The organism is Prevotella lacticifex (assembly GCF_019973375.1).
GTDB classification, from domain to species: Bacteria; Bacteroidota; Bacteroidia; order Bacteroidales; family Bacteroidaceae; genus Prevotella; species Prevotella lacticifex.
Genome location: NZ_BPTV01000001.1, coordinates 211,116 through 223,198, shown reverse-complemented (window position 1 = coordinate 223,198; position 12,083 = coordinate 211,116). Strand labels below are relative to the sequence as shown.

Here is a 12,083-nt window from a genome sequence, read left to right as displayed (position 1 = left end):
TGTTTTAGTATTTAAATGAACTTCCTCCAAGGAATTCCCTCAGCAGGCTTGTCGGTGGCAGCGACCGTGCGGGTATCGGGTGGATATAGCTGAGGAATTTCCTCAGTCTGTAGGCCTCCGAGTATTCGTCGCAGTTCTCGGGTACGAGCTCGAGCACCGGTTCTGCTTGCTGCTTGATGACTGCAAGCTCGAAGAGCATGGCCGTGTTGAACATCACGTCGGCATTCTCCTGATACGGGAAAATCCACTTGTTCTCGCCCGCCCTGACGCTTGGCCACCGGTGGATAGTGTCGCGTGCGCTGGCTCCGCGGTATTTGTTGTCGCGTATGATGCGGCGCAGCAGACGGTTGTCGGTAGTGGGAATGTAGTTGTGGTCGTCGAGAAGAATTGTCGTCAGAGCCGAGATGTACACCTTAAACTTACTCTCGTCGGGAATCTGTGCCGTGAGTTCGGGGTTCAGCGCGTGTATTCCCTCCATGACAAGAATCTGGTTGTCGGCCAGACGGAGTTTCTTTCCGCTCTTCTTGCTCGTCCCCGTCTGAAAGTCATACTTAGGCAGTTCCACCTCCTCACCGCGGAAGAGGGCCTTCAGCTGCTCGTTGATGAGTGGCAGGTTGAGGGCATAGATGCTCTCGTAGTCGAGCTCGCCGTTCTCGTCCTTCGGTGTTTTCGATCGGTCGACGAAGTAGTCGTCGAGTGAGATCTGCACCGGTTTGATGCCGTTGGTGAGCAACTGTATCGACAAGCGCTTGCAGAATGTGGTCTTTCCCGACGACGATGGTCCTGCGATGAGCACCACGCGCGTACCTTTTCTATTAGCTATCGTCTCGGCAATCTGCGAAATCTTCTTCTCCTGCAGGGCCTCCGACACGTTTATCAGGTCGGTGGCCAGTCCGCTCTCCACCGCTTCGTTGAAGTCGCCGACGGTCTGGATGCCCATAATCTTCTGCCAGCGGTGATGCTCCTTGAATATCTCGAACATCTTGTCCTGCCGGATGAGGGCACCGAGGCGCGATGGGTCGTTTCTGTCGGGGATGCGCAGGAGTATTCCGTCGTAGTATTTCTCAACGCCGAAGAGATAAAGTTTCGACGTGTTCGTGAGCAATGAGCCGTAGAAGTAGTCGACATAGTCATCAATCTGGTAATAAGTGGTATATAGCTTCCCGGCACTTCGCAGGAGCTTGGCCTTCGAGATGTCGCCCTTCTCCTCAAACATCTTTATCGCGTTCTCCGTAGGCACGACGAAGCGGCGCACCGGAATCTTGGCGTCGATAATCTCCTGCATCCTCCGCCGAATCTTGTCGACATCCTCGAGACCCACGGGGTGGCCTATGTTCAGGTTGCAGTAGTAGCCGTTGGAAACCGGAATGTCGATGATGACATTCGACTTCGGGTATATGTCGTGGACGGCCTTGGAGAGAACGAAGAACAGCGATCGTGTGTAGTTTCGCAGTCCGCTTGATGTGTGGAGGTCGAGATATTCGAGGTCTTTGTTGTTGTAGATGCGGTAATGCAGTCCTTCCACCACATTATTTACCTTGCAACTGACTGGTCCGTAGTCCATTTTCAGGCCCGCCAAAGAAAAAATCTCAGAAAGTGTGCTACCTGTTGGTACGTTTAGAGATTTTTTATTATTTTTGCAACGGATTTGTATCATCTGTTTCATTTGCGTTAAGATTATGTTAAACAATCCCGTTTCATTAGGTCTTGTCACCGCTTTCATCGAGGCGGTGCCATTAGTCACGCACAAAGATACTACATTTCTTTTGACTCTCAAAACAATTTTGGCATGTTTTCTCCAAAGTTTTCGACAAGAACAAAACATTTGAAAAAATAATATATGGGTGTTTACTTATTAACAATTGTAGGAGCATTAGCGCTGCTCATCTACGGAATGAAAATCATGAGCGAGGCCTTGCAGAAGATGGCAGGCTCGCAGTTGCGCCACGTCCTGAGTAAGATGACGACGAACCGCATCTCGGGTGTCCTGACAGGAATGTTCACCACCGTTGCCGTCCAGTCGTCGACGGCCACCACCGTGATGACGGTGTCGTTCGTCAATGCGGGTCTTCTCACCCTTGTCCAGGCTATCTCGGTCATCATGGGTGCCAATATCGGCACCACTCTCACGGCCTGGATCATGTCGGCCGGTTTCTCCTTCAATATCATTAATGTGGTGTGGCCGGCGTTCCTCATCGGTTTGCTGCTCATCTACTCAAAGCGTCACCGCTACATCGGCGACTTTATCTTCGGTGTAGCGTTCATGTTTTTCGCCCTGGGAACACTGAATGCCACCGGCAAAGCGATGGACCTGGCTCACAACCAGGGCCTTATCCACATCTTCGAGAGCTTCGATCCCTACAGCTACAGTACCATTCTGCTGTTCCTCGTTATCGGAACGGTGCTCACATGTATCATCCAGAGCTCTGCGGCACTGATGGCTATCACGATGGTCCTGTGCTCCAGTGGTGTCCTTCCCATCTATCCCGGTATAGCCCTGGTGCTCGGCGAGAATATCGGAACGACGCTCACAGCCAATCTTGCGGCCCTCACTGGTAATACCGAGGCCCGTCGTGCGGCCTTCGGCCACTTCTTCTTCAATGTCTTCGGTGTCTTCTGGGTGCTCATAGTCTTCTATCCCTTTGTCGATTTCGTATGCAGTCTCGTCGGTCTCGACCCCCATGCTGCCAAGCAGAGCGCCGTCCGCCTGAGTTTTGCCCTTGCCGCTTTCCACACCTGTTTCAACGTCACGAACACCATCATCCTCCTGCCTTTCGTCAAGCAGATAGCCAAGGTGTGCTGCATGGTTTGGAAACCAAAGAAGAACAAGGACGAGGACGACTTCCGTCTGCGTTTCATCCAGGCTGGTATCATGAAGACTCCGGAGCTCTCAGTGCTTGAGGCTCAGAAGGAAATCCACTCCTTTGCCACCCGCATCCAGCGCATGTTCCACATGGTTGAGGAACTGCTCAACGAGAAGGACACGAGCAAGTTCACCAAGCTTTTTACGCGTATTGAGAAGTATGAAGGCATCTCCGACAATATGGAAATAGAGATAGCCAAGTACCTCGACCAAGTAAGTAACGCCCACCTCAGTGACGACACGAAGAACAAAGTGAGGGCTATGCTCCGCGAGATCAGCGAGATAGAGAGTATCGGCGATGCCAACTACAATATGGCGCGCACCATCAACCGCCTCGTCAAGGGCAAGGAGGACTTCAGTGCCGACCAGTATGAGCACATCCATCAGATGATGCAGCTCACCGACGATGCCCTCACCCAGATGAACCGCATCCTCGTGGGTCATAAGGCCGACAACGATGTGAACCGCAGTTTCAACATTGAGAACGAGATGAACAACTATCGCTCGCAGTTGAAGAGTCAGAACATCAACGACATCAACGACCATAAGTACACCTACGCCATCGGAACGATGTACATGGACCTCATCCAGGAGTGCGAGAAACTTGGCGACTATGTCGTTAACGTCGTTGAGGCCCGTATGGGTGAGCGCCAGAAAGAGGCCTGAAACAATACGAATCCCCACCGCGAATCAGCCCTGTAAAGGAGCAGTGAGGGTGGGGAGAAATGCTATTAGTGGCAGCGAAAGTTTCACTATGAGGCATAACCTTATGTTACAACTCTGCCATTTACAGCCTCGAGAGGCTGAATCATGATTAACCCCGGACTAAGCGAGCGGTAACGAGCGCAGTCCGGGGTTAATGTGTTATAGGGGTTATGCAGTCAGTGCCTCGAAGAAGTACAATAGTACGGAGTGCGCAAGACCTCATTATGTGGCGTTTCTGCGCATTCCGCTATTCAACCTCTCCGAGGCTGGTCGTGGATTTCTTGCGGCCGCGTTCCTCCCCAGACTGCGGTCGCTGTGCTCCCTTAGTCTGGGGTTATTGAGAATTAAGCCCCGTCGGGGCTTTTCCGTGGCAGAAGGTAGCCCAATGATGGGCCCGAAAATAATGGAAATAAATGTAAGAATAATTCAAACATTATTCTTCTTCTGTTCGTCTTTGTAACTTGTTGGTAATCAATCACTTTCTAATACGTGTCATTTTGCGTTGCGAAACGGACCGTTTTAGACGCTGAAACGGCCCGTTTTGCAAGCTCAAACAGGCCGTTTCGCAATGCCAAACGGTATGTTTGGGAATCGTGTAAGGATTTTTCTCAATTTTGTCCTGTTCCTCCCCCGTGCCGACAAAATAGTAAAACTTCACCGGAATTACACGTTATTGCCTAAGCAAAAGGACGGCTATGAACAATGAGGCCGGAGGAAAGAATTTTCATCGGCACATAAATGAGAAAAGATTCTGAATAATTTGCCTGTAACGGAAAATAATGCTATCTTTGTGCACGAATCAATGATAATTATTGCCGATAGCGGAAAATGGAAACATTGTCATCATCACAGTTTGCTGAATTGTACGGCCTTTCCGACAGGACTGTCCGTAACTACTGTCGTCAGGGAAAGATTGCCGGAGCGTTTCTCACGGGGAAGGTTTGGAACATTCCTGCCGACTCGTTGCCGCCGGAGAGAAAGAAGAAACGTCTTTCGCCACTGCTCAAGGTGCTGCGGGAGCAGAAGGATGGTAAGTTAAAGGGCGGTATCTACCACCGTGTGCAGATTGACCTTACCTACAACTCTAACCATATAGAGGGAAGCAAGTTGACTAAGGATCAGACGCGAATGATTTTCGAGACGCACACCATCATGGCGCAGGCGGATTCGACGGTCAGGGTTGACGAAATCATCGAGACGGTCAACCATTTCCGTTGTGTCGACTTCATCATCGACCATGCCCTTGACCCGCTCACTGAGGGTATGATAAAGCAGCTGCATAAGATTCTGAAGACTGGCACCGTCGACAGTACAAAGGACTGGTTTGCCGTGGGCGATTATAAACGTCTGCCCAATGAGGTGGGCGGTATAGAGACATCATCGCCGGAGGATGTGACAAAGGACATGAGGACATTGCTTGACTGGTACCGACAGCAGAAGCCCAAGACGGAGGAGACTATAATAGGTTTCCATAAGCGTTTCGAGACCATCCATCCATTTCAGGATGGCAATGGCAGGGTAGGGCGGCTTGTGATGTTCAAGGAGTGTCTGGCCAACAATCTTGTGCCTTTCATTATTGATGAGAATCTGCGGTTCTTCTATTACCGGGGACTGCGCGAGTGGCCGCACATCAAAGGCTATCTCATCGACACATGCCTTGCCGCACAGGACAAGTTCAAGGAGTTGCTTGACTATTTCCGGATTAAATACTAATCTCTATGTCTTCGCTTCAGGGCTAAGCGTATTGCCACGTGATCCATTTGCATGGGTTGGGGTTTATCCCCATCCTACGGCCAAGAGAGATTTGCTTTTTGCCACTACCAGCCCCAGCGGGGCTGAATCATCAATAACCCCGGATTAAGCGAGCGATAGCGAGCGCAGTCCGGGGTACACGTATCCGTGCGGATAAGCACTCAGTGCCTCGAAGAGGTACAATAGCACCAAGTGCGTAAAAGTCACAGACAGAGATGATTCTGCGCGTTCCGCTATTCAACCTCTCCGAGGCTGGTCGTGGATTTCTTGCGGCCGCGTTCCTCCCCAGACTGCGGTCGCTGTGCTCCCTTAGTCTGGGGTTATTGAGAATTAAGCCCCGTCGGGGCTTTGCGTTTGCTGAAAAAATCACACGTTGCAGTAGGATGGGGATAAACCCCACCCCTACTGTGGATGCGTGCAACACATTAATTATCAGAGGATTGCAATCGGAATCCCCTTTGCATGGCAGGTATGCAGGGTTACGGACCGACCGCTTGCCTCGGAGAACCAATGAATACAACTATTCGGTCTTACGACTGAGTCCCGTCTCTCTTTCGGGCACCCCCTCGTTATCTCGATGCGATACCGCAATCCGTTTCATCCGGTTGCAGTAAGTATGTAAACGTAGAATTTAATTCTTTTAATAACGTTATAATTGTAATAACAGATAAAAGTTGTACTTTTGCATTTTGTAAACAAGCAACTATCATTCGGATGTCACAAGGACTCTATCAGAATCAGGAACAAAAGCAACAACAGCTTCAGCGGCTCTCGCAGCAACAGATGCTACAGGTGCGTCTGTTGGAGATGCCCATTGCCGAATTGGAGGATGCCGTCAGTGCCGAAATCAACGACAACCCGGCCTTGGAGACCGGTCGCGACGATGACGACCACGGCGACGACATTGCCTCTGGTGCCGACGATTCCACTCCGGCCGACGACGACTACGTCAGCAGCGAGGAGCAGGAGGAGCGTAAGGACGAACTCGACTCCGCTCTCGACAGGATGGGAGCCGACGACGAAATGCCGGAACCTGCGGCCTACGGACAGAACAACAAGGACAATGCCGACTACGAGGAGATTGTCTATGGCGACACCACCTCGTTTATCGACAAGCTCAACGAGCAGATGAACACCTGCGAGCTGACCGACAAGCAGCATGCCATCATGGAGTATCTCATCGGCAGCCTCGACGACGACGGACTGCTGCGCAAGGACCTCGACACCATCAGCGACGAGCTCGCCATATACCATAACGTCGATGCATCGGAGAAGGAGATTGCCGATGTGCTGAGGATTCTGCAGACCTTCGACCCCGCCGGCATCGGTGCCCGGTCGCTCCAGGAGTGCCTCCAGCTGCAGGTCAGGCGGAAAAAGGACTCCAAGGTCAAGGACCTTATGCTCCGTGTCGTCGGCGACCTCTACGACGATTTTATCAAAAACCACTGGGAGAAAATCCGTACCCAGCTCAACCTCAACGACATACAGACCAAAGCCCTGCAGGACGAGATACGGAAACTGAACCCCAAGCCGGGTGCGTCGATGGGCGAGACCATGGGACGCAACACCCAACAGATAACCCCCGACTTCATTGTCGACACCGCCGACGACGGAACGGTGACCTTCACCCTCAACGACGGCGATATTCCCCACCTGCACGTCTCGCGCACCTTCGCCGACATGCTCACGGCCTATAAGGACAACAAGAAAGGCATGAGCCGCCAGACAAAGGAGGCCCTGCTCTACGCCAAGGAGAAAGTCGACAAGGCCCAGGGCTATATCGAGGCCATCAAGCAGCGGCGCCACACCCTCTACACGACGATGAAGGCCATCATCGACATCCAGAAGAAATTCTTCCAGGATGGCGACGAGGCCGACCTCAAGCCGATGATTCTCAAGGATGTAGCCGACAGGACGGGCCTCGACATATCGACAATTTCGCGTGTGAGCAACATCAAATATGCCCAGACTAAATGGGGAATGTTCCCCCTGCGGTTCTTCTTCACCGACAGCTACACCACCGACAGCGGTGAGGAGTTCTCGACGCGGAAGATAAAGCTCGCCCTCAAGGACGTCATCGACGGCGAGGACAAGGCGCGGCCCCTCAGCGACGAGGCCCTCACGAAGGCCATGGCCGACAGGGGATTCCCAATAGCGCGCCGGACCATTGCCAAATACCGCGAGCAGATGGGCATACCGGTGGCGAGAATGCGTAAACAATGAAAACAGAGGTACAGCAACAGTGAACGAAAAGAAAATCATATTGGCATCGAGGATCATCAGCATGGTCACCACACCGTTCTATCTGCCGGTGTTGGGACTGATCTTCCTCTTCACCTTCAGCTATCTGAGCATCTTCCCGACGATGTACAAACTGCTGATGGTGCTGCTCTTCTATCTCTTCAGCGTCCTCCTGCCGACGTATCTCATCCACGTCTACAGCAAGTACGAGGGATGGACGACCAAGCAGCTCATCAACCGCGAGCGGCGCATGGTGCCCTACGTCATCTCCATCCTCTGCTACTTCCTTGGGTTCTACCTGCTTACGCTGATGAACACCCCCGACTTCATCAGCGTCATCTTCGTCGTGGCAATCATCATCCAGGTGCTCTGCGCCGCCGTCAACCGGTGGTGGAAAATTTCCATCCACAGTGCCGGCATCGGCGGTGTCACCGGCATGGTCGTCGCCTTCTCGTTCATCCTCAGTTTCGACCCCACGTGGTGGCTGTGCATGCTGCTGCTCATCGCCGGACTCGTGGGTACAGCGCGCATGGTGCTCCGCCAGCACTCTCTGGCCCAGATTGTCTGCGGATACCTCATCGGCCTCGCCTCGGGATTCATCATCGTGATGGTAATTTAGAATATAACGATTCGTCAACAACAATATAAAAAAAGAGATTACTATGAAACCATTAGTCAGCATTATCATGGGCTCGACAAGCGACCTGCCCGTAATGGAGAAAGCCTGCAAATGGCTTGAGCAACAAGAGATTCCCTTCGAGATCAACGCTCTCTCGGCTCACCGCACCCCCGACGCCGTGGAGTCGTTCGCCAAGGGCGCCAAGGCCCGTGGCATCCGCGTCATCATCGCCGGTGCAGGTATGGCTGCCGCCCTGCCGGGAGTCATCGCAGCGTCGACACCGCTGCCCGTCATCGGTGTGCCTATAAAGGGAATGCTCGACGGTCTCGATGCCATGCTCAGCATCATCCAGATGCCACCGGGGATCCCCGTGGCCACAGTAGGTGTTAACGGAGCCCAGAATGCCGCTATCCTCGCAGCCGAAATCATGGCCCTCGCCGACGAGAAGATTGCCGCTAAGGTGGAGGCATGGAAGGCCGGTCTCGGCGTGAAGATCGAGAAAGCCAATAAGGAGCTCGACGCCATCAAGGACTATAAGTTCAAGTGCTGAGCCTATGGACCTGTTCAATTTCGAACGACGGAAGAGCAGCGTCGCCCATGCCGGCACGCTGAACATCGGTGGCGACAACCCCGTGCGGGTGCAGTCGATGACCACCACCAACACCAACGACACCGCGGCGAGCGTGGCTCAGGCCGAGCGCATCATCGATGCCGGCGGTGAGCTCGTACGCCTCACCACGCAGGGACGCCGCGAGGCCGAGAACATGAAGAACATCAAGGACGCTCTCGTGGCCGACGGCTACCGCCAGCCCATCTGTGCCGATGTCCACTTCAACGCCAATGTGGCCGACGTGGCGGCGATGTTTGCCGATAAGGTGCGCATCAACCCCGGCAATTACGTCGACCCCGCGCGGACGTTCAAGAAGCTCGAGTACACCGATGAGGAGTATGCCCAGGAGCTGAAGAAAATTGAGGACCGCCTGACGCCGTTTATAAAGATATGTAAGGAGCACCACACCTGCGTACGCATAGGTGTCAACCACGGCAGCCTCTCCGACCGCATCCGCAACCGCTACGGCGACACGCCGGAGGGAATCGTCGAGAGCTGCATGGAGTTTCTACGTATCTTTAGAAAACAGCACTTCGACGATGTCGTCATCTCCATCAAAGCGTCGAATACGGTCGTTATGGTCGAGTCGGTGCGCCTGCTCGTAGCTCGCATGGACAAGGAGGATATGCACTATCCGCTCCACCTCGGCGTTACCGAGGCCGGTGAGGGCGAGGACGGCCGAATAAAGAGTGCCGTGGGCATTGGCGCTCTTCTTGCCGACGGCATCGGCGATACTATCCGCGTCAGCCTTAGCGAGGAGCCGGAGGAGGAAATTCCCGTTGCTCGCCACCTCGTGTGGTATGCCCGCCGCAAGCAGGGTCACATGCTTATCCCCGGCAGGGAGGCTAAGAGCTTCAACTGGGTGCACCCCACACGGCGGAGCACCGTAGCCGTGGGCAATATCGGCGGCGACAATGTGCCGGTGGTCATAGCCTCGGCCGTGAAGGCTGCTGACTCCGACGCTGGCAGCCGCCCGAACGTGGTGAAACTTGCCGGTGGTCCGAAGGCCGATTATATATATGTAGGCGACAAAATACCGGAATCTCCCGTCAAAGGGCAGAAATACATCGTCGACTTCAACGTCTACGATCAGCTCTTGGCCGATGCCGACCGCGACAGTGCGGAGGTGGCGGCAACGTTCTTCCCCATCTATCCCGCACCATCGATGCCGTTCGTGGGCCGGAACAATGCTCCACTGAAGTTCCTCACCCTCCAGTTCGGCACTCCCTCGGAGGAGTATCTCGCTTGTCTGAAGGCCCATCCCGAGGTCGTAGTGGTGTGTATGACGCACCATCAGAACCGCCTCGGCGACCAGCGCGCCCTCGTCCACGAGATGATGGAGGCCGGAGTGACCAATCCGGTGGTCTTCGCCGAGATGTACAACCACAACAGTGCCGACAACGGGGCTGCGAAATTCCAGCTCGAGGCTGCTGCCGACATGGGCGCACTGATGATTGACGGACTCACCGACGGACTATGGCTGATGAACGACGGCGACATTCCGGACGATTTCATCACCGATACCGCCTTCGCAATCCTGCAGGCCGGACGACTCAGAATGGTAAAGACGGAGTATATCTCCTGTCCGGGCTGCGGTCGCACTCTCTACGATCTGCGCTCCACGATAGCCCGCATTAAGGAGGCTACGAAGGACATGAAGGGTCTGAAAATCGGAATAATGGGATGTATCGTCAACGGTCCCGGCGAGATGGCCGATGCCGACTACGGTTATGTCGGTGCCGGTCCTGGCAAGGTATCGCTCTATCACAAGAAGGAATGTGTGGAGCATGGCATCCCCGAAGCTGAGGCCGTCGACCACCTCCTCCGCCTCATTCGTGACACTCAGGCCAAGCAGTAACCCCGCTGCCCGTAGCCAATAACATCTAAAAGCCGGACCATCATCCTGATAGCCCGGCTTTTCTCTGCCATTCCGTTTCCGCCTTTCAGCTCCCTGCTCCTGCTCCGTAGTCCATTGCAAAGGCTCGGCGCAAGAGTCCCGTGGCGACAATTCTTTGAAATTCATTTTCCATGGAATCCATGGAATAAAACGTCACTCACGAGTTAAATGTATCGATCATGCTATTGATATTCATAAGTTAGTGACTACCGCTCTTTCATTTAAGCTCTTTGACAGCGCGGCATAACAATTATGCCCCCTCTCTTCAGACGAGTTCTGCTTGTAGCAAAATTCCGACAACCAGTAACCTAAGCGCTACCTAACCAAGGCGAAAGTAGCTTAGTATCTTTTATATCTAAATCTCGTTTTATTTTTCTCGAAAGATACTTTTTGGTTAAAACCAAGAAAAATAAAATGACATTATCCTAACAACAGTCCCAGCAGTTCCTCCTTCGTCATCTTGTCTTTGAGCATCTTCACCAACTCTTCCTTGCTGTAGTCATTGTGGCGAAGGGCTTTGAGTTCTGGCAGGTCGAGAAGATACGAGTTGTATTCATCTGCTCCTGCATAGTATCTACACCATGGCATGCAATGAGCATCTGACGGAGACGACTAATGCAACAATCATTCCATGGCAGTAAAAATTTAAATGAAAGAGCCGTAAGTTAGTGACTTCGTATCATTGAAAAGTCATGCATGCTTACTCACGATTTCAATCTTCAGATTTAGATTAAGCCGTTTGGAAATCTTTCTTAGCTGTGATGCTTTCCCGCTGGTGTTGCTGTGAGTATTGACGTACCAATCTTTGACTTGGTGCCATGACGCATTACTTGATCCTGTAGACGGAGTTTTAGACACAAAGTTTGCTTTGTCAACACTGATGCCGAGATCAGCAACCTTAGCTGGGCCGATTTTCTCTATTGCCATTAAAAACGTCGTTGTAGCATTCATGTCTTGAAAGACAACGCCATCTGGGAATGTGACTTTCAAACGCGTTTGTGGGTTTACAACAATATGTTTCTTCTGTTTCTTGGTTGGAGAAGGCTTCTCTATCGGCAGTAATGGATATTTCTTGGTCTCTGCCTCGTCTGTTATGACACGTTTACGAGTCATAAGTACGCTAATAGGCACCGATGGGTCATAATCAACTACTAACACCATTTTACGTTGGATCTGTCTCAGGGTTGGCTCTATATTCTTGCCGATAATAGGCAGAATCTCATCGCGGATGATTTGTTCTTCCGCTTCATCCAAACGTTTTGAAAGATTATCGTCAATAGGAATATTGTTCTTTCGCAATGTTTCTATTGCTTTGTAAAGGTCTTGGAGTTTGCTCATTATCTCTTGCTTAGTTTTCAATTACTTTTATGATGCAAAAATAATAAAAATTCAATGG

9 protein-coding genes are annotated in these 12,083 nt (G+C 52.3%); 6 read left to right on the top strand and 3 right to left on the bottom strand.

What is annotated here, in order from left to right:
- Positions 1–4: 4 nt before the first annotated feature.
- On the bottom strand, positions 5–1,666 hold the full coding sequence (locus LDN30_RS00855; RefSeq protein ID WP_223926714.1) for a nucleoside kinase: 1,662 nt from the start codon (positions 1,664–1,666) through the stop codon (positions 5–7).
- A 174-nt stretch (positions 1,667–1,840) separates the two neighbouring features.
- Here LDN30_RS00855 and LDN30_RS00850 point away from each other — a divergent pair, with 174 nt between their 5' ends.
- The 6 genes from LDN30_RS00850 to LDN30_RS00825 all read left to right on the top strand — a co-directional run bounded on the left by LDN30_RS00850 (position 1,841) and on the right by LDN30_RS00825 (position 10,648).
- Positions 1,841–3,529, top strand: coding sequence for a Na/Pi cotransporter family protein (locus LDN30_RS00850; RefSeq protein WP_223926713.1), 1,689 nt, complete (start codon positions 1,841–1,843; stop codon positions 3,527–3,529).
- 867 nt (positions 3,530–4,396) lie between these two features.
- Entirely contained in the window at positions 4,397–5,281 is an 885-nt protein-coding gene (locus tag LDN30_RS00845) for a Fic family protein (RefSeq protein ID WP_223926712.1), read from the top strand.
- Between the two features lie 753 nt (positions 5,282–6,034).
- Entirely contained in the window at positions 6,035–7,543 is a 1,509-nt protein-coding gene (gene rpoN, locus LDN30_RS00840; RefSeq protein ID WP_223928456.1) for an RNA polymerase factor sigma-54, read from the top strand.
- 19 nt (positions 7,544–7,562) lie between these two features.
- Positions 7,563–8,180, top strand: a complete 618-nt coding sequence (locus LDN30_RS00835; protein ID WP_223928455.1) for a hypothetical protein — start codon at positions 7,563–7,565, stop codon at positions 8,178–8,180.
- Between the two features lie 43 nt (positions 8,181–8,223).
- Positions 8,224–8,730, top strand: a complete 507-nt coding sequence (gene purE / locus LDN30_RS00830; protein WP_223926709.1) for a 5-(carboxyamino)imidazole ribonucleotide mutase — start codon at positions 8,224–8,226, stop codon at positions 8,728–8,730.
- Between the two features lie 4 nt (positions 8,731–8,734).
- A complete protein-coding gene (locus LDN30_RS00825) occupies positions 8,735–10,648 on the top strand; it encodes a 4-hydroxy-3-methylbut-2-en-1-yl diphosphate synthase (protein ID WP_223928454.1) in 1,914 nt (637 codons plus the stop codon).
- A 459-nt stretch (positions 10,649–11,107) separates the two neighbouring features.
- On the opposite strand, the gene LDN30_RS00820 is transcribed toward LDN30_RS00825, so the two are convergent.
- Both LDN30_RS00820 and LDN30_RS00815 read right to left on the bottom strand, forming a co-directional pair.
- A complete protein-coding gene (locus LDN30_RS00820; RefSeq protein WP_223928453.1) occupies positions 11,108–11,275 on the bottom strand; it encodes a hypothetical protein in 168 nt (55 codons plus the stop codon).
- A gap of 102 nt (positions 11,276–11,377) precedes the next feature.
- On the bottom strand, positions 11,378–12,025 hold the full coding sequence (locus tag LDN30_RS00815) for a hypothetical protein (protein ID WP_223928452.1): 648 nt from the start codon (positions 12,023–12,025) through the stop codon (positions 11,378–11,380).
- Positions 12,026–12,083: the final 58 nt, after the last annotated feature.

Bases quoted from the DNA above. Each gene is read 5' to 3' on its own strand.
- LDN30_RS00855 (WP_223926714.1), bottom strand. From the start codon at position 1,666: ATGAAACAGATGATACAAATCCGTTGCAAAAATAATAAAAAATCTCTA.
- LDN30_RS00850 (WP_223926713.1), top strand. From the start codon at position 1,841: ATGGGTGTTTACTTATTAACAATTGTAGGAGCATTAGCGCTGCTCATC.
- LDN30_RS00845 (WP_223926712.1), top strand. From the start codon at position 4,397: ATGGAAACATTGTCATCATCACAGTTTGCTGAATTGTACGGCCTTTCC.
- rpoN (WP_223928456.1), top strand. From the start codon at position 6,035: ATGTCACAAGGACTCTATCAGAATCAGGAACAAAAGCAACAACAGCTT.
- purE (WP_223926709.1), top strand. From the start codon at position 8,224: ATGAAACCATTAGTCAGCATTATCATGGGCTCGACAAGCGACCTGCCC.
- LDN30_RS00825 (WP_223928454.1), top strand. From the start codon at position 8,735: ATGGACCTGTTCAATTTCGAACGACGGAAGAGCAGCGTCGCCCATGCC.
- LDN30_RS00820 (WP_223928453.1), bottom strand. From the start codon at position 11,275: ATGCCATGGTGTAGATACTATGCAGGAGCAGATGAATACAACTCGTAT.
- LDN30_RS00815 (WP_223928452.1), bottom strand. From the start codon at position 12,025: ATGAGCAAACTCCAAGACCTTTACAAAGCAATAGAAACATTGCGAAAG.